The 23,455-nt window shown below is 61.4% G+C and carries 16 protein-coding genes, 4 tRNA genes and 1 rRNA gene; 2 read left to right on the top strand and 19 right to left on the bottom strand.

All coding sequences use genetic code 11. The annotated features are described in order from the left end of the window. From tuf (DIE02_RS34360) to DIE02_RS34270, 18 genes are all read right to left on the bottom strand, one after another. Entirely contained in the window at positions 1-1,191 is a 1,191-nt protein-coding gene (gene tuf / locus DIE02_RS34360) for an elongation factor Tu (RefSeq protein ID WP_006482910.1), read from the bottom strand. Positions 1,192-1,232: 41 nt separating this feature from the next. Then, complete coding sequence (gene fusA / locus DIE02_RS34355) at positions 1,233-3,335, bottom strand: elongation factor G (protein WP_044849034.1); 2,103 nt, start codon at positions 3,333-3,335, stop codon at positions 1,233-1,235. Between the two features lie 123 nt (positions 3,336-3,458). Continuing rightward, a complete protein-coding gene (rpsG, locus tag DIE02_RS34350; protein ID WP_006477195.1) occupies positions 3,459-3,929 on the bottom strand; it encodes a 30S ribosomal protein S7 in 471 nt (156 codons plus the stop codon). Positions 3,930-4,101: 172 nt separating this feature from the next. Next, positions 4,102-4,482, bottom strand: coding sequence for a 30S ribosomal protein S12 (gene rpsL / locus DIE02_RS34345; protein WP_006400662.1), 381 nt, complete (start codon positions 4,480-4,482; stop codon positions 4,102-4,104). Between the two features lie 227 nt (positions 4,483-4,709). Beyond that, entirely contained in the window at positions 4,710-6,557 is a 1,848-nt protein-coding gene (gene recQ, locus DIE02_RS34335; protein ID WP_044849035.1) for a DNA helicase RecQ, read from the bottom strand. A 241-nt stretch (positions 6,558-6,798) separates the two neighbouring features. Beyond that, a complete protein-coding gene (gene rpoC / locus DIE02_RS34330) occupies positions 6,799-11,040 on the bottom strand; it encodes a DNA-directed RNA polymerase subunit beta' (protein WP_044849036.1) in 4,242 nt (1,413 codons plus the stop codon). A 21-nt stretch (positions 11,041-11,061) separates the two neighbouring features. Then, positions 11,062-15,168: a DNA-directed RNA polymerase subunit beta gene (gene rpoB, locus DIE02_RS34325; protein WP_044849037.1), complete on the bottom strand. Its 4,107-nt coding sequence runs from the start codon at positions 15,166-15,168 to the stop codon at positions 11,062-11,064. 376 nt (positions 15,169-15,544) lie between these two features. Then, positions 15,545-15,919 carry a 50S ribosomal protein L7/L12 gene (rplL, locus tag DIE02_RS34320; RefSeq protein ID WP_021161757.1) on the bottom strand — a complete coding sequence of 125 codons (375 nt, stop codon included), beginning with the start codon at positions 15,917-15,919 and terminating at the stop codon, positions 15,545-15,547. A gap of 63 nt (positions 15,920-15,982) precedes the next feature. After that, positions 15,983-16,480, bottom strand: a complete 498-nt coding sequence (gene rplJ, locus DIE02_RS34315) for a 50S ribosomal protein L10 (RefSeq protein WP_021161756.1) — start codon at positions 16,478-16,480, stop codon at positions 15,983-15,985. Positions 16,481-16,788: 308 nt separating this feature from the next. Then, entirely contained in the window at positions 16,789-17,484 is a 696-nt protein-coding gene (rplA, locus tag DIE02_RS34310) for a 50S ribosomal protein L1 (RefSeq protein WP_044849038.1), read from the bottom strand. After that, positions 17,485-17,916, bottom strand: a complete 432-nt coding sequence (rplK, locus tag DIE02_RS34305; protein WP_006400671.1) for a 50S ribosomal protein L11 — start codon at positions 17,914-17,916, stop codon at positions 17,485-17,487. It lies immediately after the preceding gene. A gap of 140 nt (positions 17,917-18,056) precedes the next feature. Next, positions 18,057-18,614, bottom strand: coding sequence for a transcription termination/antitermination protein NusG (nusG, locus tag DIE02_RS34300; RefSeq protein WP_006400672.1), 558 nt, complete (start codon positions 18,612-18,614; stop codon positions 18,057-18,059). A 1-nt stretch (position 18,615) separates the two neighbouring features. After that, entirely contained in the window at positions 18,616-18,996 is a 381-nt protein-coding gene (gene secE, locus DIE02_RS34295; RefSeq protein ID WP_006482892.1) for a preprotein translocase subunit SecE, read from the bottom strand. A gap of 42 nt (positions 18,997-19,038) precedes the next feature. Beyond that, positions 19,039-19,114 (bottom strand) — tRNA-Trp (locus tag DIE02_RS34290). Between the two features lie 59 nt (positions 19,115-19,173). Then, positions 19,174-20,364 carry an elongation factor Tu gene (tuf, locus tag DIE02_RS34285; RefSeq protein WP_006482910.1) on the bottom strand — a complete coding sequence of 397 codons (1,191 nt, stop codon included), beginning with the start codon at positions 20,362-20,364 and terminating at the stop codon, positions 19,174-19,176. Positions 20,365-20,429: 65 nt separating this feature from the next. Beyond that, positions 20,430-20,504 (bottom strand) — tRNA-Thr (locus tag DIE02_RS34280). A gap of 25 nt (positions 20,505-20,529) precedes the next feature. Then, positions 20,530-20,603, bottom strand: a tRNA-Gly gene (locus DIE02_RS34275). Positions 20,604-20,646: 43 nt separating this feature from the next. Further along, a tRNA-Tyr gene (locus tag DIE02_RS34270) sits at positions 20,647-20,732 on the bottom strand. A gap of 968 nt (positions 20,733-21,700) precedes the next feature. Between DIE02_RS34270 and DIE02_RS34265 the strand changes: the two genes are divergently transcribed. Together DIE02_RS34265 and DIE02_RS34260 are read left to right on the top strand one after the other, a co-directional pair. After that, positions 21,701-21,931 carry a hypothetical protein gene (locus DIE02_RS34265; RefSeq protein ID WP_124489879.1) on the top strand — a complete coding sequence of 77 codons (231 nt, stop codon included), beginning with the start codon at positions 21,701-21,703 and terminating at the stop codon, positions 21,929-21,931. A gap of 189 nt (positions 21,932-22,120) precedes the next feature. Then, positions 22,121-22,345: a hypothetical protein gene (locus DIE02_RS34260; RefSeq protein ID WP_124524429.1), complete on the top strand. Its 225-nt coding sequence runs from the start codon at positions 22,121-22,123 to the stop codon at positions 22,343-22,345. A 778-nt stretch (positions 22,346-23,123) separates the two neighbouring features. Here DIE02_RS34260 and rrf read toward each other — a convergent pair. Beyond that, positions 23,124-23,236 (bottom strand): 5S ribosomal RNA (gene rrf, locus DIE02_RS34250). Between the last annotated feature and the right edge of the window lie 219 nt (positions 23,237-23,455).

The following is a 23,455-nucleotide window of genomic DNA, read 5'->3' as shown; positions in this document are numbered from 1 at the left end:
TTACTCGATGATCTTGGCGACGACGCCGGCGCCGACGGTACGGCCGCCTTCGCGGATTGCGAAGCGCAGACCTTCTTCCATCGCGATCGGAGCGATCAGCTTCACCGTGATCGACACGTTGTCGCCCGGCATCACCATTTCCTTGTCCTTCGGCAGCTCGATCGAGCCCGTCACGTCCGTCGTACGGAAGTAGAACTGCGGACGGTAGTTGTTGAAGAACGGCGTGTGGCGGCCGCCTTCGTCCTTGCTCAGCACGTACACTTCAGCCGTGAAGTGCGTGTGCGGCGTGATCGAACCCGGCTTCGCCAGAACCTGGCCACGCTCCACGTCTTCACGCTTCGTGCCGCGCAGCAGGATACCGACGTTGTCGCCTGCCTGACCTTGGTCCAGCAGCTTGCGGAACATTTCAACGCCCGTGCAGGTCGTCTTCACCGTCGGCTTGATACCGACGATTTCGATTTCTTCGCCGACCTTCACGATGCCGCGCTCGACACGACCCGTCACCACCGTACCACGGCCCGAGATCGAGAACACGTCTTCCACCGGCATCAGGAACGCGCCGTCAACTGCACGCTCCGGCGTCGGGATGTACGTGTCCAGCGCGTCGGCCAGGCTCATGATCGCCACTTCGCCCAGCTCGCCCGTGTCGCCTTCCAGCGCCAGCTTGGCCGAACCCTTCACGATCGGCGTGTCGTCGCCCGGGAAGTCGTACTTCGACAGGAGTTCGCGAACTTCCATCTCGACCAGCTCGAGCAGTTCAGCGTCGTCCACCATGTCGCACTTGTTCAGGAACACGATGATGTACGGAACGCCAACCTGACGTGCCAGCAGGATGTGCTCACGCGTCTGCGGCATCGGGCCGTCTGCTGCCGAGCAAACCAGGATCGCGCCGTCCATCTGTGCCGCGCCCGTGATCATGTTCTTCACATAGTCAGCGTGGCCCGGGCAGTCGACGTGTGCGTAGTGGCGGTTAGCCGTTTCGTACTCGACGTGTGCCGTGTTGATCGTGATACCGCGCGCCTTTTCTTCCGGTGCCGCGTCGATCTGGTCGTAAGCCTTCGCTTCGCCGCCGAACTTCTTCGTCAGCACCGTCGTGATCGCTGCCGTCAGCGTCGTCTTGCCGTGGTCAACGTGACCAATCGTACCAACGTTGACGTGCGGCTTGGTCCGCTCAAACTTTTCTTTTGCCATGATTCTCTTCTTTCAAAAAATATCGGTTGGTAGCTGCAGATTTACTTCGACTTCGCACTGATGATCGCTTCAGCAACGTTGCGCGGAGCTTCAGCGTAGTGCTTGAACTCCATCGTGTACGTTGCACGACCTTGCGTCAGCGAACGCAGCGACGTCGAGTAACCGAACATTTCCGACAGCGGCACTTCGGCGCGAACGATCTTGCCGCCGCCAACCATGTCTTCCATGCCCTGGACGATGCCGCGACGGCCCGACAGGTCGCCCATCACGTTGCCCATGTAGTCTTCCGGCGTCTCGACTTCGACAGCCATCATCGGCTCGAGGACGACCGGGTTCGCCTTGCGCATCGCTTCCTTGAACGCCATCGAACCGGCCATGCGGAACGCGTTTTCGTTCGAGTCAACGTCGTGGTACGAACCGAACGTCAGGTGAACCTTGACGTCGACGACCGGGAAGCCAGCCAGCACGCCCGACTTCAGCGTGTCCTGGATACCCTTGTCGACCGCCGGGATGTATTCACGCGGAATCACACCACCCTTGATCTCGTCGAAGAACTCGTAGCCCTTGCCTTGTTCGTTCGGCTCGAGCGTGATGACCGCGTGACCGTACTGGCCGCGACCACCCGACTGCTTGACGAACTTGCCGTCGACATCCTTCGCCGTCGAACGGATCGTTTCGCGGTATGCAACCTGCGGCTTGCCGACGGTCGCTTCCACGCCGAATTCACGCTTCATCCGGTCGACCAGAATTTCGAGGTGGAGCTCGCCCATGCCCGAAATGATGGTCTGGCCCGACTCTTCGTCGGTCTGCACGCGGAACGACGGATCTTCCTGCGCCAGACGGTTCAGCGCGAGGCCCATCTTTTCCTGGTCAGCCTTGGTCTTCGGCTCGACAGCCTGCGAAATCACCGGCTCCGGGAACACCATGCGTTCGAGAACGATCGGGTTCGCCGGGTCGCACAGCGTGTCGCCCGTGGTCGCTTCCTTCAGGCCGACCGCAGCAGCGATGTCGCCCGCACGGACTTCCTTGATTTCTTCACGCTGGTTCGCGTGCATCTGCAGAATCCGGCCGAGGCGTTCCTTCTTGCCCTTGGTCGAGTTCAGCAGCGTGTCGCCCGAATTGACGACGCCCGAGTACACACGGAAGAAGATCAGCTGGCCGACGAACGGGTCGGTCATGATCTTGAACGCGAGCGACGAGAACTTCTCTTCGTCCGACGCCTTGCGCTCTGCTTCTTCACCGTTTTCGAGCTCGCCCTTGACCGGCGGGATGTCGACCGGCGACGGCAGGAAGTCGATCACGGCGTCGAGCATACGCTGCACGCCCTTGTTCTTGAACGCGGTACCGCACAGCATCGGCTGGATTTCGCACGCGATCGTACGGTCGCGCAGCGCCTTGACGATGTCGGCTTCCGGCAGATCGCCTTCTTCCAGGTACTTGTTCATCAGGTCTTCGCTGGCTTCAGCAGCCACTTCGACCATCTTTTCGCGCCACTCCTTGCAGGTCTCGGCGAGCTCGGCCGGGATGTCGACGTAGTCGAACTTCGTGCCTTGCGACGCTTCGTCCCAAATGATCGCCTTCATCTTGATCAGGTCGACCACGCCCTTGAAGTTTTCTTCCGAGCCGATCGGCACCACGACCGGAACCGGGTTCGCCTTCAGGCGCAGACGGAGCTGGTCGTAGACCTTGAAGAAGTTCGCGCCGGTACGGTCCATCTTGTTGACGAACGCGAGACGGGGCACCTTGTACTTGTTAGCCTGGCGCCACACCGTTTCCGACTGCGGCTGCACGCCGCCCACTGCGCAGTACACCATGCACGCGCCGTCGAGCACGCGCATCGAACGCTCCACTTCGATCGTGAAGTCGACGTGGCCCGGGGTGTCGATGATGTTGATGCGGTGTTCCGGATAGTTGCCGCCCATGCCCTTCCAGAAGGCCGTGGTAGCAGCGGACGTGATCGTGATGCCACGCTCTTGTTCCTGCTCCATCCAGTCCATCGTTGCTGCGCCGTCGTGGACTTCACCGATCTTGTGGTTCACACCGGTGTAAAACAGAATGCGCTCGGTCGTCGTCGTTTTGCCGGCGTCGATGTGAGCGCTAATACCGATATTGCGGTAGCGCTCGATAGGAGTCTTGCGAGCCACTTTGATCCTCTACTGGGATGACATGATGCAGCCCAGCTGCATCATGCTTCAACACAAACGGGCGAGGCGCCTGAAAAGCGCACCCGCCCGGAATTTATTTCCGCAAACAGCCCAGCCAGGCGCTTAGAAACGGAAATGCGAGAACGCGCGGTTGGCTTCTGCCATGCGGTGAACTTCATCGCGCTTCTTCATCGCGCCGCCACGGCCTTCGGCCGCTTCGGAGAGTTCACCTGCCAGGCGCAGAGCCATCGACTTCTCGCTGCGCTTCTTCGCAGCCTCACGCAGCCAGCGCATCGCCAATGCCATACGACGCGACGGGCGCACTTCGACCGGAACTTGATAGTTGGCACCACCAACGCGGCGGCTCTTCACTTCGACCACCGGCTTCACGTTGTTGAGCGCAACCGTGAACACTTCCAGCGGGTCCTTGCCACCCTTGGTCTGGATTTGTTCGAATGCGCCATAAACGATGCGCTCTGCAACCGACTTCTTGCCGGACAGCATCAGCATGTTCATGAACTTGGCAACATCAACGTTGCCGAACTTCGGATCCGGCAACACTTCCCGCTTGGGGACTTCGCGACGACGCGGCATGATTCTTCCTTTACTTGTTCAGTTGGAGCTGGTTCCAGCTCCGCGGCCACCAACAAACCCGATCACATCTTCACGACTAACCAGCTTGGCCGGGTGACCACTTACTCGACAGCACCGGCAATCCGGCACTCCCGCCTTGACCGCCCTGCGGCGATCCCTGATCAAAAACTGCTTACTTGGCAGCCTTTGCACGCTTCGCGCCGTACTTCGAGCGCGCTTGCTTACGGTCCTTGACGCCCTGGGTATCCAGCGAGCCGCGAACCATGTGGTAACGCACACCCGGCAAGTCCTTCACACGACCGCCGCGGATCAGCACAACCGAGTGTTCCTGCAGGTTGTGGCCTTCACCGCCGATGTACGAAATCACTTCGAAGCCGTTCGTCAGACGAACCTTGGCGACCTTACGGAGTGCCGAGTTCGGCTTCTTCGGCGTCGTCGTGTACACACGGGTGCACACGCCGCGACGCTGGGGGCAGTCCTGCAGGGCCGGGCTCTTGCTCTTCGTCGTTTCCGACTGACGGCCTTTGCGAACCAGTTGGTTGATGGTTGGCATTGTTTATTCCTGAAATTGAACAAAATCTGCACATCGATTTCGGGCAAAGCGAGAATCGACGCACAGTTGACTTCCGAACCGGCGAATCGGGTGCGAGCTTTCGAACGCGACACGGCCCACCGAATACCGGAACCCAGCATGATATTCCGGAAATGCCAACTAAGTCAACGGCTTGCGTGATTTGCCAGCCGCGCGGGCGGTTTACCGGAAGGGTCGGAATACCTGTGTCACGCCGATTCGACGACGTCGATGATCTCGTCGCCGAAGCGTTCGAGCTTGCGCACGCCCATGCCGGGGATATGGCGCAGGTCGTCGATCGTCTCTGGCGCGTTGCGCGCGATTTCGGCCAGCGTCGCATCGTGGAAGATCACGTAGGCCGGCACGCCGTCGGACTTCGCGGTTTCCGCGCGCCACGCGCGCAGCGCGTCCCAGCGTGCGCGCTCGCGCGTGCCCATGCCGGCCGTCGGGTCGACGCGCGTGCCGCTGCGGCTCGACGACTGGCGCGTGCGCTGCGGCTTCACGTAGCGGCGCAGCGTGACCTTCTCCTCGTTCTTCAGCACCGGCTTCGCGGCCTCGGTCAGCATCAGCGCGCCGAAGCCGCCATGGTCGACCGCGAGATAGCCGTACGCGACGAGTTGCCGGAAAATCGCGCGCCACTCGGGTTCGGACAGCGATGCGCCGATCCCGAACGTGCTGAGCTGATCGTGGCCGCGCTGCAACACTTTCTCCGTGCGGCCGCCGCGCAGGATCTCGATCAGATGGCTCGAGCCGAAATTGAAGCCGCTCGCGCGCTGCGCGCGGAATACGCATGACAGCGCCATCTGCGCCTCGCGCGTCGCGTCCCATGAATCGGGCGGTTCGAGGCACGTGTCGCAGTTGCCGCACGGCTGGCTCGCCTCGCCGAAGTAGTTCAGGAGCCGCACGCGCCGGCACGAGATCGTCTCGCACAACCCGAGCAACGCGTCGAGCTTCGACGTCTGCACGCGCTTGTGCGCGTCGTCCGCATCGGACTCGTCGATCATCTTGCGCTGCTGGACGACGTCACCGAGCCCGTACGCCATCCACGCGTTCGCCGGCATCCCGTCGCGGCCCGCACGGCCGGTTTCCTGGTAGTAGCCCTCGACGCTCTTCGGCAAATCGAGGTGCGCGACAAAGCGCACATCCGGCTTGTCGATGCCCATGCCGAACGCGATCGTCGCGCACATTACGATGCCTTCCTCGCGCTGGAACATTTCCTGGTGCTTCTGCCGTACCTCGAACTCCATCCCCGCGTGATACGGCAGCGCGCGCACGCCCTGGGCCTTCAGCCATTCGGCCGTTTCCTCGACCTTGCGGCGCGACAGGCAGTAGACGACGCCCGCGTCGGTCGTGCCGTCCGCGTTCGTGTGTTCCGCGCGGATGAAGTCGAGCAGCTGCGAACGCGCGTTGTCCTTCTCGACGATACGGTAACGGATGTTCGGACGGTCGAAGCTCGACACGAACACGCGCGCGTCGTCGAGCGCGAGGCGATGGATGATCTCGTCGCGCGTGATCGCGTCGGCAGTGGCGGTCAGCGCGATGCGCGGCACCGACGGGAAGCGTTCGTGCAGCACCGACAGCTGGATGTATTCGGGACGGAAGTCATGACCCCACTGCGACACGCAGTGCGCCTCGTCGATCGCGAACAGGCCGATCTTCGCGCGCTCGAGCAGGTCGAGGAAGCGACCCGTCATCAGCCGCTCGGGCGCGACGTACAGCAGGTCGATCTCGCCCTCGCGCAACGCGCGCTCGGTCGCCGCGGCCTCGGCGCCCGACAGTGTCGAGTTCAGGTAGGCCGCGCGCACGCCGACTTCGCTCAGCGCGGCGACCTGGTCCTGCATCAGCGCGATCAGCGGCGACACCACGATGCCCGCGCCCTGCCCGGCCTCGCGGCGCAGCAGCGCCGGGATCTGGTAGCACAGCGACTTGCCGCCGCCCGTCGGCATCAGCACGAGGCAATCGCCGCCGCCGGCGACGTGTTCGACGATCTCGCCCTGCTGGCCGCGAAAGGCGGAATAACCAAAAACTTCGTCGAGGATTTCGAGGGCGCGGGACATGAGTGAGAACGAGGACGGCGGAAGGATGACCGCAATTTTAACAACCCGCTCGCGCAGCGCGCGGCGAATCGTGCAACGTTGGCCGATCGGACAGGGTTCGAGCGCGCGCATGACGGGCCTGCGCGACCGTGCGGCAAGCCCGTCATGCACGTGAACGACGGATAAAAAAAACCGCCCGGCGGACCGGGCGGTTTCGATGACAGCGAATACGGCAGCGTGAGGCGGCTCGCGCCGCCCGCGCTTATTCGGCTGCCGGGTGTTGCGGCTCTTCCGCCGGCGCGCTCGGCGTACCGAAGTCGAATGCCTCTTCCGCTGCGATCTGGTCGAAACGCTCGCGGTCGGACATCTCCTTCGCCTTGCGTGCCTTGTGGAACGCGAGACCCGTACCGGCCGGGATCAGACGGCCGACGATCACGTTTTCCTTCAGGCCGCGCAGATCGTCGCGCTTGCCCATGATCGCCGCTTCGGTCAGCACGCGGGTCGTTTCCTGGAACGATGCCGCAGAGATGAACGAGTCGGTCGACAGCGACGCCTTCGTGATACCGAGGAGCACGTTGTCGTACGAAGCCGGGCGCTTGCCCTCGGCGATCATGCGATCGTTCTCGTCCAGCATGTCGGAACGCTCGACCTGTTCGCCCGGGATGAAGCGCGTATCACCGTTGTCGGTGATCTGCACACGACGCAGCATCTGGCGAACGATCACCTCGATGTGCTTGTCGTTGATCTTCACGCCCTGCAGACGATACACGTCCTGCACTTCGTCGACGATGTAGCGCGACAGCGCCTCGATACCCTGCAGACGCAGGATGTCGTGCGGATCGGCCGGGCCGTCCACGATCATTTCGCCCTTGTTGACGACCTGAGCATCGTGGACCAGGACCTGCTTTTCCTTCGCGATCAGGAACTCGTGCTGATTGCCTTCGAGGTCCGTGATGACGAGACGCTGCTTGCCCTTCGTGTCCTTGCCGAACGACGTCGTACCGGTGACTTCCGCGAGAATGCCGGCGTCCTTCGGCGAACGCGCTTCGAACAGTTCCGCCACCCGCGGCAGACCGCCGGTAATGTCACGCGTCTTCTGCGCTTCGGTCGGGATACGTGCAAGCACTTCACCCACCTGCACTTGCTGGCCGTCCTTCACGGTGATCAGTGCGCCGACCTGGAAGCCGATCTGCACTGCGTGCTCCGTGCCCGGGATCTTCACTTCGTCGCCGTTCGCGTCGAGCAGTTTCACCTGCGGACGCACGCTCTTCGAAGCTTGCGAACCACGACGCTTCACGTCGATCACGACCAGCGTCGACAGGCCGGTCACGTCGTCGATCTGCTTCGCGACGGTCACGCCTTCCTCGACGTTCTCGAACTTCACCGTACCACCGTACTCGGTGATGATCGGACGCGTCATCGGGTCCCACGTCGCCAGCTGCGTGCCGGCCTTGATCGTCGCGCCGTCGAGTTGCAGCAGCGTCGCGCCGTACGGCACTTTGTGACGCTCGCGCTCGCGACCGAAATCGTCGGTGATCAGCGCCTCGCCCGAACGCGAAATGACGATCTGCTCGCCCTTCGCGTTGGTGACGTAACGCATCGTCGCCGTGAAACGCACGATACCGTTGCTCTTCGCTTCGACCGACGACGCCACTGCCGCACGCGATGCCGCACCACCGATGTGGAACGTACGCATCGTCAGCTGCGTGCCCGGCTCACCGATCGACTGTGCCGCGATCACGCCGACTGCTTCGCCGACGTTCACGAGCGAGCCGCGGCCGAGGTCACGGCCGTAGCAGGCCGCGCACAGACCGTAACGCGTTTCGCAGGTCAGCGGCGTGCGCACGCGCACTTCGTCGATGCCGAGGCGTTCGATTTCCTCGACCGCCGTTTCGTCGAGCAGCGTGCCCGATTCGTACAGCGTTTCCTGCGTTTCCGGGTTCACGACGTCCGCGACCGCAACGCGGCCGAGGATACGGTCGCGCAGCGCCTCGACGACTTCACCGCCTTCGACCAGCGCCTTCATCGCGACGCCGTTCGACGTGCCGCAATCGTCCTCGACCACCACCAGATCCTGCGTGACGTCGACGAGACGACGCGTCAGGTAACCCGAGTTCGCGGTCTTCAGTGCCGTATCAGCCAGACCCTTACGTGCGCCGTGGGTCGAGATGAAGTACTGCAACACGTTCAGGCCTTCGCGGAAGTTCGCGGTAATCGGCGTCTCGATAATCGAGCCGTCCGGCTTCGCCATCAGGCCTCGCATACCGGCCAGCTGACGAATCTGCACCGCCGAACCCCGGGCGCCCGAGTCGGCCATCATGTAGATCGAGTTGAACGACTCCTGGCGCGTCTCGTTGCCGTCGCGGTCCGTCACCGGCTCCGTCGACAGCTGCTCCATCATCGCCTTGCCGACCGCTTCCGACGTTGCCGACCAGATGTCGACCACGTTGTTGTAGCGTTCCTGCGCGGTGACGAGACCCGACATGTACTGGCGGTCGTACTCCTTCACCTTCTTCGCAGCGTCGCCGACGATCGTTTCCTTCTGCGGCGGCACGAGCATGTCGTCCACGCAGATCGAAATGCCGGCACGCGTCGCGAGGCGGAAACCCGACTGCATCAGCTGGTCGGCGAACACGACCGTCGCACGCAGACCGCACTTGCGGAATGCGGTGTTGATCAGGCGCGAGATTTCCTTCTTCTTCAGCGGCTTGTTCAGCACCGAGAACGGCAGGCCGTGCGGCAGGATCTCCGACAGGATCGCGCGACCGACGGTCGTCGCGTACAGCGAGATCTTCGGCACGAATTCCGGCGCGCCTTCCGACGTGTCCTCGTTGCGGACCATTTCGGTGATCCGCACGTTGACGCGCGAGGCCAGCTCGACTTCCTTGTTCTCGTACGCGCGGATCACTTCCGACACGCCGGTGAACGACAGGCCTTCGCCCTTGCCGTTGATCGCTTCGCGGGTCGCGTAGTACAGACCCAGCACGATATCCTGCGACGGCACGATCGACGGATCGCCGTTGGCCGGGAACAGCACGTTGTTCGACGCCAGCATCAGCGTACGCGCTTCCATCTGCGCTTCGAGCGACAGCGGCACGTGAACGGCCATCTGGTCACCGTCGAAGTCGGCGTTGAACGCCGCGCAGACGAGCGGGTGCAGCTGAATCGCCTTGCCTTCGATCAGCACCGGCTCGAACGCCTGGATACCGAGACGGTGCAGCGTCGGCGCACGGTTCAGCATCACCGGGTGCTCGCGGATCACCTCTTCGAGGATGTCCCACACCACCGGCGTCTGGTTCTCGACTTCCTTCTTCGCAGCCTTGATGGTCGTCGCGACGCCCATCACTTCCAGCTTGTTGAAGATGAACGGCTTGAACAGCTCGAGCGCCATCAGCTTCGGCAGACCGCACTGGTGCAGCTTCAGCGTCGGGCCGACCACGATGACCGAACGGCCCGAGTAGTCGACGCGCTTGCCCAGCAGGTTCTGACGGAAACGACCGCCCTTGCCCTTGATCATGTCGGCGAGCGACTTCAGCGGACGCTTGTTCGCGCCCGTCATCGCCTTGCCGCGACGACCGTTGTCGAGCAGCGAGTCGACGGCTTCCTGCAGCATCCGCTTTTCGTTGCGGACGATGATTTCAGGTGCCTTCAGCTCGAGCAGACGCTTCAACCGGTTGTTACGGTTGATCACGCGGCGATACAGGTCGTTCAGGTCCGACGTCGCGAAACGGCCGCCGTCCAGCGGCACGAGCGGACGCAGTTCCGGCGGCAGCACCGGCAGCACTTCGAGGATCATCCACTCGGGCTTGATGCCCGAGCGCTGGAATGCCTCGAGGACCTTCAGGCGCTTCGCGTACTTCTTGATCTTCGCTTCCGAGCCGGTGTTCTTCAGCTCGGTGCGCAGCGTCTCGACCTGCTCGTCGATGTTGATCGCACGCAGCAGTTCACGCACGCCTTCCGCGCCCATCTCGGCACGGAATTCGTCGCCGTATTCCTCGACCTTGTTGTAGTAATCCTCTTCGGTCATGATCTGCCGCGCCTTCAGCGGCGTCATGCCCGGTTCGATCACCACGTATGCTTCGAAGTACAGCACGCGTTCGATGTCGCGCAGCGTCATGTCGAGCACCATGCCCAGACGCGACGGCAGCGACTTCAGGAACCAGATGTGCGCGACCGGCGAGGCCAGCTCGATGTGGCCCATCCGTTCGCGACGCACCTTCGCCAGCGTCACTTCGACGCCGCACTTCTCGCAGATCACGCCGCGGTGCTTCAGGCGCTTGTACTTGCCGCACAGGCACTCGTAGTCCTTGATCGGCCCGAAGATCTTCGCGCAGAACAGACCATCGCGTTCCGGCTTGAACGTACGGTAGTTGATGGTCTCCGGCTTCTTCACTTCGCCGAACGACCACGAACGGATCTTGTCCGGCGAGGCCAGACCGATCTTGATCGCGTCGAAAACTTCTTCCTGTTGGACTTGCTTGAATAGATCGAGCAGAGCTTTCATTGCCTTCTCTCCGTAGTCCGATTAATTGCGGTCGAGATCGATGTCGATACCGAGCGAGCGGATTTCCTTCACGAGCACGTTGAAGGATTCCGGCATGCCAGCATCGATCACGTGATCGCCCTTGACGAGGTTCTCGTAAACCTTCGTCCGGCCGGTCACGTCGTCCGACTTCACCGTCAGCATTTCCTGCAGCACGTAGGACGCGCCGTACGCTTCGAGTGCCCACACTTCCATTTCACCGAAACGCTGGCCACCGAACTGCGCCTTACCACCCAGCGGCTGCTGCGTGACGAGCGAGTACGGGCCGGTCGAACGTGCATGCATCTTGTCGTCGACCAAGTGGTGCAGCTTCAGGTAGTGCATGTAGCCGAGCGTCACGCGACGTTCGAACATTTCACCCGTGCGGCCGTCGTACAGGCGGACCTGGTTCTTCGACGGGTTCATGCCGAGCTGTTCCGCGATGTCGTCCGGGAACGCGAGGTCGAGCATCTTGCCCATTTCTTCCTCGGTCGCACCGTCGAACACCGGCGTTGCAAACGGCACGCCTTCGCGCAGGTTCTTCGCGAGTTCGAGGATCTCGTCGTCGGTGAAGCTTTCCAGGTCTTCCTGGCGGCCCGACTCGTTGTAGATCTTCGTCAGGAACACGCGCAGTTCCTCGATCTTCGCCTGACGCTGCAGCATTTCGCCGATACGCCAGCCGAGGCCCTTCGCGGCCCAGCCGAGGTGCACTTCCAGAACCTGACCCACGTTCATCCGCGACGGAACGCCCAGCGGGTTCAGCACGACGTCTGCCGGACGGCCGTCGGCCATGTACGGCATGTCTTCGATCGGGACGATCTTCGACACGACACCCTTGTTACCGTGACGGCCCGCCATCTTGTCGCCAGGCTGCAGGCGACGCTTGACCGCGAGGTACACCTTGACCATCTTCAGCACGCCCGGCGGCAGTTCGTCGCCTTGCGTGAGCTTCTTGCGCTTCTCTTCGAACGCGAGGTCGAACTGGTGACGCTTCTCTTCGATCGAGTTCTTGATCGCTTCGAGCGATGCCGCTGCTTCGTCGTCCGCGAGGCGGATGTCAAACCAGTGGTAGTGGTCGAGGTCTTCCAGGTAAGCCTGGTCGATCTTCGTGCCCTTCGCGAGCTTCTTCGGACCGCCGTTCGCGACCTTGCCCACCAGCATGCGTGCGAGACGCTGGAACGCGTCGCCTTCCACGATGCGCAGCTGGTCGTTCAGGTCGAGACGGTAGCGCTTCAGTTCGTCGTCGATGATCTGTTGGGCGCGCTTGTCGCGCTGGATGCCTTCACGCGTGAACACCTGGACGTCGATCACGGTGCCGCTCATGCCCGACGGCACGCGCAGCGACGTGTCCTTCACGTCCGAAGCCTTCTCGCCGAAGATCGCGCGCAGCAGCTTCTCTTCCGGCGTCAGCTGGGTCTCGCCCTTCGGCGTGACCTTGCCGACCAGCACGTCGCCTGCTTCGACTTCAGCACCGATGTACACGATGCCCGATTCGTCGAGACGGCCGAGCTGGACTTCCGCCAGGTTCGAGATGTCGCGCGTGATTTCTTCCGGCCCGAGCTTCGTGTCGCGTGCAACGACGTTCAGCTCTTCGATGTGGATCGACGTGTAGCGATCGTCCGCAACGACCTTCTCCGAGATCAGGATCGAGTCTTCGAAGTTGTAGCCGTTCCACGGCATGAACGCGATCAGCATGTTCTGGCCGAGCGCGAGCTCGCCCAGGTCCGTCGAGGCGCCGTCGGCCAGCACATCGCCGCGCGAGACCTTGTCGCCCATCTTCACGATCGGACGCTGGTTGATGTTCGTGTTCTGGTTCGAACGCGTGTACTTGATCAGGTTGTAGATGTCGACACCGACTTCACCCGCGACCGCTTCGTCGTCGTTCACGCGAATCACGATACGGCCTGCGTCGACGTAGTCGACCACGCCGCCGCGGAACGCCTGGACCGTCGTGCCCGAGTCGACCGCGCAGGTGCGCTCGATGCCCGTACCGACGACCGGCTTTTCCGGACGCAGACACGGCACGGCCTGACGCTGCATGTTCGAACCCATCAGTGCACGGTTCGCATCGTCGTGCTCGAGGAACGGGATCAGCGAAGCTGCAACCGACACGATCTGCGACGGCGCGACGTCCATGTACTGGATACGGTCCGGCGTGACCATCATCGTTTCGCCGGCTTCACGCGACGACACGAGTTCGTCGATCAGCGTGCCGTTTTCGTCGATCGCGGCGTTCGCCTGCGCGATCATGTAGCGGCCTTCCTCGATCGCCGACAGGTAGTCGATCTGGTCGGTCACCTTGCTGTCCACGACCTTGCGGTACGGCGTCTCGAGGAAGCCGTACTCGTTCAGGTGCGCGTACAGTGCGAGCGAGTTGATCAGACCGATGTTCGGACCTTCCGGCGTTTCGATCGGGCACACGCGGCCATAGTGGGTCGGGTGCACGTCACGCACTTCGAAGCCTGCGCGTTCGCGCGTCAGACCGCCCGGGCCCAGTGCGGAAACACGGCGCTTGTGCGTGATTTCCGACAGCGGGTTGGTCTGGTCCATGAACTGCGACAGCTGCGACGAACCGAAGAACTCGCGGATCGCCGACGAAATCGGCTTCGAGTTGATCAGGTCGTGCGGCATCAGGTTTTCGCTTTCGGCCTGGCCGAGGCGTTCCTTGACCGCGCGCTCGACACGCACGAGACCCGCGCGGAACTGGTTTTCCGCCAGTTCGCCGACGCAACGCACGCGACGGTTGCCGAGGTGGTCGATGTCGTCCACTTCGCCCTTGCCGTTGCGCAGCTCGACGAGGATCTTGATCGTCGCGAGGATGTCGTCGTCCTGCAGCGTCATCGGGCCGACGATCTCGTCACGGCCGACGCGGCGGTTGAACTTCATGCGGCCGACCTTCGACAGGTCGTACGCTTCTTCGCTGTAGAACAGACGGTTGAACAGCGCCTCGACCGCTTCTTCGGTCGGCGGCTCGCCCGGACGCATCATGCGGTAGATCGCGATGCGCGCGGCCGTCTTGTCGGTCGTTTCGTCGACACGCAGCGTCGACGAGATGTACGGACCCTGGTCCAGATCGTTCGTGTAGAGCGTCTGGATGTCCTTGATGTCCGCTTCGCGCAGCTTCTCGAGCACGCTTTCCGTGACTTCGTCGTTCGCGCTCGCGATCACTTCGCCGGTGTCGCCGTCGACGACGTTCTTCGCCAGCACGCGGCCGAGCAGATAGTCTTCCGGCACCGAGATGAACTTGGTCTTCGCGGCTTCGAGATCGCGAATGTGCTTCGCGTTGATCCGCTTGTCCTTCTGGACGATGACCTTGCCATCACGATCCGTGATGTCGAAGCGCGCGACTTCACCACGCAGGCGCTCGGGCACGAACTCGAGTTGCGCGCCTTCGCCCATCAGCGTGAAGTTGTCGAACACGAAGAAGTTCGCGAGGATCTGTTCCGGCGTCAGGCCGATGGCCTTCAGCAGGATCGTGACCGGCATCTTGCGGCGACGGTCGACGCGGAAGTACAGGATGTCCTTCGGATCGAATTCGAAGTCGAGCCACGAGCCGCGGTACGGAATGATCCGTGCCGAGAACAGCAGCTTGCCCGAGCTGTGCGTCTTGCCCTTGTCGTGTTCGAAGAACACGCCCGGCGAACGGTGCAGCTGCGAGACGATGACACGCTCGGTGCCGTTGATGACGAACGAGCCCGTCGGCGTCATGAGCGGAATTTCGCCCATGTACACTTCCTGCTCCTTCACTTCCTTGACGACCGGCTTGTTCGGCGATTCCTTGTCGAGGATGACGAGGCGGACCTTCGCGCGCAGCGCGGAGCAGTACGTCAGGCCTCGCTGCTGGCATTCCTTGATGTTGAATGCCGGCGCGGACAACGCATAGCTCACGAACTCGAGGCGCGCGAAGCCGTTGTGCGAAACAATGGGAAATACCGATGTGAAGGCGGCCTGCAAACCTTCAGGCTTGCGTTGCGCGCCAGGCACATCGGCTTGCAGAAACGTGCTGAATGATTCAAGCTGGGTGGCCAGCAAGAACGGAACTTGGTGAACGATGGGGCGCTTCGCGAAACTCTTGCGAATGCGCTTCTTCTCGGTGAAGGAATATTGCATACGATCTCCGAATCACGGCGGGTGCTGTCGAGGCGGGATACCTGGACGTTTCAAACCCGAGTGTTCACCGACTGAGACCCGATGGCCGCCCGATGGCTTGAACGAGCCGAGAAGCTTGGTGGTTGGCCGCTACCAACCGCTGGCTGACGGCAGCGGATGCCTGTGTTGCCCGCTACCCGACCAAACTTGCCTTCTGCAGTCGCTTCAGAAGACAAAGAGAAACGCCAATCGATGCATTGACAACGATTCGGCGGTTTTCTTTGGCTTCTGGGGCCGATTATTCGGGCTCCCGAATGAGTGCCAGAATAACGTCCCCACAAAGCACAAAAAGGCCGGCGGTGAAAATACCGCCAGCCTTCGCACAGCGCGTCGAAACTTACTTGACTTCGACCTTCGCGCCTGCTTCTTCCAGCTTCTTCTTGGCTTCTTCAGCAGCAGCCTTGTCGACGCCTTCCTTGACAGCCTTCGGTGCGCCGTCAACGACGTCCTTCGCTTCCTTCAGGCCCAGGCCCGTCAGTTCGCGAACTGCCTTGATGACTGCAACCTTGTTGCTGCCTGCTTCAGCCAGAACGACCGTGAATTCGGTCTTCTCTTCTGCAGCAGCAGCAGCGCCGCCGCCTGCCGGGCCAGCGACTGCCACTGCAGCTGCCGACACGCCAAACTTCTCTTCGAACGCCTTGACCAGTTCGTTCAGTTCCAGAACGGTCATCCCTTCGACTGCTGCCAGGATGTCTTCTTTTGCGATTGCCATTTGAAATACTCCTAAATTGAATTCGGATACAGCCAGCGATCAGTAACGCTGATGCACGTTCGCTTACGCAGCTTCCGCTTGCTTCTTCTCGGCGAGCGCGGCCAGGGCACGCGCGAAGCCCGAAACAGGCGATTGCATAACGAACAGCAGCTTCGAGAGCAGTTCTTCACGGCTCGGGATGCTTGCCAGCGCTTGCACGCCAGCCTTGTCCATCACCTTGCCATCGAACGAACCAGCCTTGATGACCAACTTGTCATTGCTCTTGCTGAAGTCGTTGACGACCTTAGCAGCGGCAATTGCATCTTCCGAGATGCCGTAGATCAGCGGACCAGTCATCTGCTCTGCCAGCGGAGCAAACGGGGTACCTTCAACAGCGCGACGCGCCAGCGTGTTCTTCAACACGCGCAGGTAAACCTGTTGCTCACGCGCTTTCGCGCGCAGCTTGGTCAGATCGCCAACCGCAATTCCACGATACTCAGCCAGCACAACGGTCTGGGCCTTCGCGACTTGCGCGGAAACCTCAGCGACGACGGCTTGCTTGTCTTCTCTATTAAGCGGCACGGTTAGCCTCCAGAAACGATACGTTCGGCGCGGCCGGCATGGCCGAAACCTCACGTACCTCGTTCAACAACGGCGTCCGACCTCGTTAGGAGTATTTCCACCTCACGCCGTGAATCGCTTCACGACCTGCGGCTTCACCACTGCAAAACTTTTTCGGGTTCGCCATCTGCGTTGGCTTGAATTAAGGGAACGCCTGCCTGCTGCGTCCCACCAACGGTCTTTGATAACCGGTTGCCCGCCCAACTGCACGAACAACCGCCCAAAGCCCATGTAAGCCGCTTCGCGAACGAAGCGGCCCGAATACCTTCTTACGCTGCCAGCGTAGCCTGGTCGACACGCACGCCGACGCCCATCGTGCTCGACAGTGCGATCTTGCGCAGGTAGACGCCCTTGCTCGTTGCAGGCTTCGCCTTCTGCAGCGCTTCGATCAGCGCCGACAGGTTCGAACGCAGTGCAGTCGATTCGAACGATGCACGGCCGATGGTCGCGTGGATGATACCGGCCTTGTCGACACGGAATTGCACCTGACCAGCCTTCGCGTTCTTGACGGCGGTTGCGACGTCCGGCGTGACCGTACCAACCTTCGGGTTCGGCATCAGGCCGCGCGGGCCGAGGATCTGACCGAGCGTACCGACGATACGCATCGTGTCCGGCGAAGCGATCACGATGTCGAAGTCCATCTGGCCAGCCTTGATCTGCTCAGCCAAGTCTTCCATACCGACGATTTCCGCGCCTGCTGCACGAGCCTGCTCGGCCTTCTCGCCTTGCGCGAACACGGCAACGCGAACCGACTTGCCCGTACCTGCCGGCAGAACGACCGAACCACGAACGACCTGGTCCGACTTCTTCGCATCGATGCCGAGCTGGACTGCGACGTCGATCGATTCGTTGAACTTCGCGCTCGCGCATTCCTTCACGAGTGCCAGTGCGTCTTCGATCGCGTACAGCTTCTGACGGTCGACCTTGGCGGCAAATGCCTGACGGCGCTTGGAGATCTTAGCCATTTACACGCCCTCCACAGTGATGCCCATCGAGCGTGCGCTACCAGCGATGGTGCGAACGGCTGCGTCCAGATCAGCTGCCGTAAGGTCCGGCATCTTGGTCTTCGCGATTTCTTCGGCTTGAGCGCGCGTGATCGAACCGACCTTGTCGGTGTGCGGCTTGCTCGAGCCCTTGTCCACCTTCGCCGCCTTCTTGATCAGGACGGTTGCCGGCGGCGTCTTCATCACGAACGTGAAGCTCTTGTCAGCGTATGCCGTGATGACCACCGGCACCGGCAGACCCGGCTCCATGCCTTGAGTCTGCGCGTTGAACGCCTTGCAGAACTCCATGATGTTCAGGCCGCGCTGGCCCAGTGCCGGACCGACCGGCGGCGACGGGTTGGCTTTACCTGCAGGAATCTGCAGCTTGATAAAGCCGACAATCTTCTTTGCCATTTGTAAACCTCGTTGGAACGCCAGACGGCGTTCGGTGAGTGATAACGCGCGTTCGCCGCTGGCTACTGACGCTCCTCAACGGCCATAACGCGGACCGTAAGCGCGAAGGTGGGCAGCCGAGGCTGCCCACCGAATCGGGATCAAACTTTTTCGACCTGGCCGAACTCGAGTTCGACCGGAGTGGATCGGCCAAAGATCGTGACCGACACACGCACGCGCGATTTTTCGTAGTTGACTTCTTCGACCGTGCCGTTGAAGTCCGTGAACGGGCCTTCCTTGACACGCACCATCTCGCCAACTTCGAACAGGGTCTTCGGGCGCGGCTTCTCGACGCCTTCCTGCATCTGCGACATGATCTTTTCGACTTCCTTCGGGGAAATCGGAGTCGGGCGGTTACGCGCACCGCCGACGAAACCCGTGACCTTCGCCGTGTTCTTCACGAGGTGCCACGTTTCGTCCGTCATTTCCATTTCCACCAGCACGTAGCCGGGGAAGAAACGACGCTCGGTTACTGCCTTGTGGCCACCTTTGACTTCGACCACTTCTTCGGTCGGAACCAGGATCTGACCGAATTTATCCTGCATGCCAGCACGTTCGATGCGCTCTTGAAGCGCACGCTGCACGCTCTTCTCCATACCGGAGTAGGCGTGCACGACGTACCAACGCTTTCCGCTCGGGGATGCCGGAGTATCGCTCATATCATTTCCAACCCAGAATCGCCGAGAAAATCACCCATTCGATCGATTTGTCACTCAACCAGAGGAAAATCGCCATCACGAGCACGAAACCGAACACGACGAGTGTGGTTTGCGTTGCTTCCTTGCGGGTGGGCCAAACGACCTTGCGGACTTCCTTGTACGAATCCTTGGCAAACGCGATGAGGCTCTTGCCAGGTGCGGACATCAGGCCGACGGCCACGCCGGCGATGATACCTACCGCCAATGCGGCACCGCGGACATACCACTGCTGGTTGGCCAGCCAGAAGAAGCCCACGAATCCGGCCAAGACCAGCAATACGCCCAGGGCCAGCATCAGCTTATCGCCGGAGGTATTTACAGTTTCGACGGATGGATTCGCCATAACACCTTAAAACAAATGCCACGTGGGACACGTGGCGATTTTTGGCAGGGGCAGAGGGAATCGAACCCCCAACCTTCGGTTTTGGAGACCGACGCTCTGCCAGTTGAGCTATACCCCTAAACCATGCTGGGGCTGGCTGTTGCCAGCCCCAAAACTGTCGATCAACGAATAACTGGCTTACTCGATGATCTTGGCGACGACGCCGGCGCCGACGGTACGGCCGCCTTCGCGGATTGCGAAGCGCAGACCTTCTTCCATCGCGATCGGAGCGATCAGCTTCACCGTGATCGACACGTTGTCGCCCGGCATCACCATTTCCTTGTCCTTCGGCAGCTCGATCGAGCCCGTCACGTCCGTCGTACGGAAGTAGAACTGCGGACGGTAGTTGTTGAAGAACGGCGTGTGGCGGCCGCCTTCGTCCTTGCTCAGCACGTACACTTCAGCCGTGAAGTGCGTGTGCGGCGTGATCGAACCCGGCTTCGCCAGAACCTGGCCACGCTCCACGTCTTCACGCTTCGTGCCGCGCAGCAGGATACCGACGTTGTCGCCTGCCTGACCTTGGTCCAGCAGCTTGCGGAACATTTCAACGCCCGTGCAGGTCGTCTTCACCGTCGGCTTGATACCGACGATTTCGATTTCTTCGCCGACCTTCACGATGCCGCGCTCGACACGACCCGTCACCACCGTACCACGGCCCGAGATCGAGAACACGTCTTCCACCGGCATCAGGAACGCGCCGTCAACTGCACGCTCCGGCGTCGGGATGTACGTGTCCAGCGCGTCGGCCAGGCTCATGATCGCCACTTCGCCCAGCTCGCCCGTGTCGCCTTCCAGCGCCAGCTTGGCCGAACCCTTCACGATCGGCGTGTCGTCGCCCGGGAAGTCGTACTTCGACAGGAGTTCGCGAACTTCCATCTCGACCAGCTCGAGCAGTTCAGCGTCGTCCACCATGTCGCACTTGTTCAGGAACACGATGATGTACGGAACGCCAACCTGACGTGCCAGCAGGATGTGCTCACGCGTCTGCGGCATCGGGCCGTCTGCTGCCGAGCAAACCAGGATCGCGCCGTCCATCTGTGCCGCGCCCGTGATCATGTTCTTCACATAGTCAGCGTGGCCCGGGCAGTCGACGTGTGCGTAGTGGCGGTTAGCCGTTTCGTACTCGACGTGTGCCGTGTTGATCGTGATACCGCGCGCCTTTTCTTCCGGTGCCGCGTCGATCTGGTCGTAAGCCTTCGCTTCGCCGCCGAACTTCTTCGTCAGCACCGTCGTGATCGCTGCCGTCAGCGTCGTCTTGCCGTGGTCAACGTGACCAATCGTACCAACGTTGACGTGCGGCTTGGTCCGCTCAAACTTTTCCTTGGCCATTTTCAACTCCCGAAAGGAATTTCACATGTTGCGCCGCGCGCAAACAGACACTGACTTTTTACTGCTGGTGCCCATGGGCAGGATCGAACTGCCGACCTCTCCCTTACCAAGGGAGTGCTCTACCACTGAGCCACATGGGCGGTATTACGCTTCAACTACACGGACTGGAGCGGGTGAAGGGAATCGAACCCTCGTCGTAAGCTTGGAAGGCTTCTGCTCTACCATTGAGCTACACCCGCACGGGCCACTAACGATTCCCTACCGCTCTCTGCGCTGATGTTCTGGTGGAGGAGGTTGGATTCGAACCAACGTAGGCGTAAGCCAACAGATTTACAGTCTGCCCCCTTTAGCCACTCGGGCACCCCTCCGTAGAGAACTGACGATTATGGGGGTGCATCGCACTCTTGTCAAGCACATCCGGAAGATTATTTTCATTCTCTTCCAGCGCACCCTGGCGACTCACCCGACACCCGCGCTCACCCGGCTGAGGCAAGCACAAGAGGATCGCCGATCGGCGCCCACATCTTCGTCAGACTCCGTCTTCAGCTTCGATTTGCATCTTCGCTGAAAACGAAAGACCGCCATGATACGACCTCTCACGCATAATGCCAAGCGGGTAAACGCAAAAAATTTGCAATTTCCATGCCGGAGGAATCTGCAAGGCTTCCGACGCGAGCCCAGGGGGTAGGTTGATTAATGGCGACACATCAGCACCCCGCCAAACCCGGGGCAACCGGCTTCTGCGCGCAAGGGTTTCCGGCAAACGGGGTGCCGAAGCCGGATTCCACGGAAGGCATCGCCGTTCCCGCTTGCTCCGTTGCGACACCGGAATCGAACCCGGAAAGCACCTAGGGGCCATCTTCGCCCCCCCCTCATCACCACTGACGGAAGGCACGCGCGGTACCATCCCGTGTTCCGCGATCATGCCGACCGCTCTCCCGTTTCCCTGCCTCCGCGCGATACCCTGTCGTCCTTCTTGCCTTCGCACTGGTCTTTGCTTCCTCGGTGGCACATGCGGGCAACATCGACAACGCGTGGTGCAGCACGGGAAGGATCGCGGCAGTCCGAGAGCCGACGCTTTCCGGGCGCCACACCGCCAGACGTGCGAAAGGCGCCGCGGCTCGCGCGACGCATGAGACTTTAAAACCGGCCGTCGACGCCGGCTGCTTGTTGGCCACCAGCACGCGGCGACGCCCGCGAGTCACGACTCCGGAAGCGATCGCGTACGCGTGGTTGCCGAACGAGCGTCAACCGACGTTATCGCGGCTGATAGCGACGCTGGCACCTTGCGAGAAGGTCCAACAGCTCGGCCTGCCTAGATGTCTTGGTGCCGCCGATGCGCGACGATCTGCGCCCGCACGCCTGCTGCCACATCGCTTGCGTGTCGCCGTCGTTGCGAACGTTCAACAGTGCAGCGCGCATTGTGTCGAACCGTCCTTTGTGCAAGCCGACCACCATGAATGTCTGGGCGGCCTATCGCGGCGAGGCTGAGCTGTACACGCGCCATCCGACGTGCGGATACGAGTGGAACCTCGTTCAGTCAAGCGCGGAACTGCATCGGCTTTGACCGGGGCGCCTGTACGTCGCCCCGTACGAACCAGGCGGCAGGGAAGCCGACATTCAACGCGGGTTCGTCGACATCGACTACTCACTGCCCGGCGATGCTCATGTCGACCCGGAGCCATGGCAGCAGCACGATCCGCCGATTCGCCCGATCGAGCGCTTGGCACTGTGTAGTCCAAGCACTGCATGCACGGTGCGGTCGTCCGGCGTCAACGCGGACGGTACGCATTTCGGATTGATGGGCGAAGGCCGCCACTATTTCGGCGGCGCCGCCTATTCGCTCGTCGAAGAAATTCGCCTCTGCGACGCCTTCGCGCCGATGGAAGGCCTCATGGCGGTTGCGGTCGTCACGCATATGCCGACGGGCGCGCGATCTCGGCCTCGCGCTGTCGCCGAGGCAGCCGTGGATTTGCCCTGAAACGCGCCAATCACACACCAGCACCTCGAAACAGAATCGACGACGTTGGGCGGAGATAACCGATATACACCAATTAATAGCCCGAGATAATGGACTCCGATTTGCGATGGCTAGACTTGCCGTGCAATGTGCTCGAGGAGGTAAATAACGAGAGAACGACCGGAGGCGTGATCACTTCGAGCATGACGCGGCCATCGGCGGCACCCCGGCGATTGACGGAGCCTTCGGCTGCGCGCAAGGGTGACCCCTGCCGCGCCCCTGGTCGGTTCATCACAGGATGGAAACCGCACGGAGCTCGAAGCCAGTGGCAACCGAGATGATAGACGTGGTAGATCTCGCTGCGCGGGTTCGATGCAGTCAACGATGATGAGGAGCAGGATGCGTCAATGAGCCGCCATCTGCTCAAACAATTCGGCGCCGATCAGACTCTCGCGCTGCGAGCGGTGCAAGACTGGCCGCCCTGGCCGCGGCGTTACCGGCAGCAGCGGGGTCGAGCCACTCGTCCATTCGCGACACGGCGGGCGGCGTACATGAAAGTCCCGCCCGACCAGCCAGCCAGCCAGCCAGCTTGCTTGCTTGCTTGCTTGCTTGCTTGCTTGCTTGCTTGCTTGCTTGCTTGCTTGCTTGCTTGCTTGCTTGCTTGCTTGCGCCGCCGCCGCCGCCGCCGCCGCCGCCGCCAACGCCAACGCCAACGCCAACGTCCGGCGGTGATTGCACATTTTCTGCGCTGCAAATGCAAAAACCCCCGCCTTTCGAGCGGGGGTTTTTGGCTTAGGGAGCCTGACGATTACCTACTTTCACACGGGAATCCGCACTATCATCGGCGTAGAGTCGTTTCACGGTCCTGTTCGGGATGGGAAGGGGTGGGACCGACTCGCTATGGTCATCAGGCAAAGAGGGTTGTCACGTTGCTTCGCAACGCGACCAATCTTGGAAGAAGCAGTAATTTAGGTTGTGTGTATCACACACGAGAATCCAACTTGTCGCTCTGGATCTTGCGGCCAGTGCTTTCACACGGCGCCGATCTACAAGGCAGACTTGTTATAGGATCAAGCCTTACGGGCAATTAGTATCAGTTAGCTGAACGCATTACTGCGCTTACACACCTGA

Origin of the sequence: Burkholderia sp. Bp8991 (assembly GCF_003853795.1) — a bacterium.
Classification (GTDB): domain Bacteria; phylum Pseudomonadota; class Gammaproteobacteria; order Burkholderiales; family Burkholderiaceae; genus Burkholderia.
This window is presented reverse-complemented; position numbering and strand designations above follow the sequence as displayed.

Bases quoted from the DNA above. Each gene is read 5' to 3' on its own strand.
- rpoC (WP_044849036.1), bottom strand. From the start codon at position 11,040: ATGAAAGCTCTGCTCGATCTATTCAAGCAAGTCCAACAGGAAGAAGTT.
- rplA (WP_044849038.1), bottom strand. From the start codon at position 17,484: ATGGCTAAGATCTCCAAGCGCCGTCAGGCATTTGCCGCCAAGGTCGAC.
- tuf (WP_006482910.1), bottom strand. From the start codon at position 1,191: ATGGCAAAAGAAAAGTTTGAGCGGACCAAGCCGCACGTCAACGTTGGT.
- nusG (WP_006400672.1), bottom strand. From the start codon at position 18,614: ATGAGCGATACTCCGGCATCCCCGAGCGGAAAGCGTTGGTACGTCGTG.
- rpsG (WP_006477195.1), bottom strand. From the start codon at position 3,929: ATGCCGCGTCGTCGCGAAGTCCCCAAGCGGGAAGTGTTGCCGGATCCG.
- tuf (WP_006482910.1), bottom strand. From the start codon at position 20,364: ATGGCCAAGGAAAAGTTTGAGCGGACCAAGCCGCACGTCAACGTTGGT.
- secE (WP_006482892.1), bottom strand. From the start codon at position 18,996: ATGGCGAATCCATCCGTCGAAACTGTAAATACCTCCGGCGATAAGCTG.
- rpsL (WP_006400662.1), bottom strand. From the start codon at position 4,482: ATGCCAACCATCAACCAACTGGTTCGCAAAGGCCGTCAGTCGGAAACG.
- recQ (WP_044849035.1), bottom strand. From the start codon at position 6,557: ATGTCCCGCGCCCTCGAAATCCTCGACGAAGTTTTTGGTTATTCCGCC.
- rplL (WP_021161757.1), bottom strand. From the start codon at position 15,919: ATGGCAATCGCAAAAGAAGACATCCTGGCAGCAGTCGAAGGGATGACC.
- rpoB (WP_044849037.1), bottom strand. From the start codon at position 15,168: ATGCAATATTCCTTCACCGAGAAGAAGCGCATTCGCAAGAGTTTCGCG.
- rplK (WP_006400671.1), bottom strand. From the start codon at position 17,916: ATGGCAAAGAAGATTGTCGGCTTTATCAAGCTGCAGATTCCTGCAGGT.
- DIE02_RS34265 (WP_124489879.1), top strand. From the start codon at position 21,701: ATGCGCGACGATCTGCGCCCGCACGCCTGCTGCCACATCGCTTGCGTG.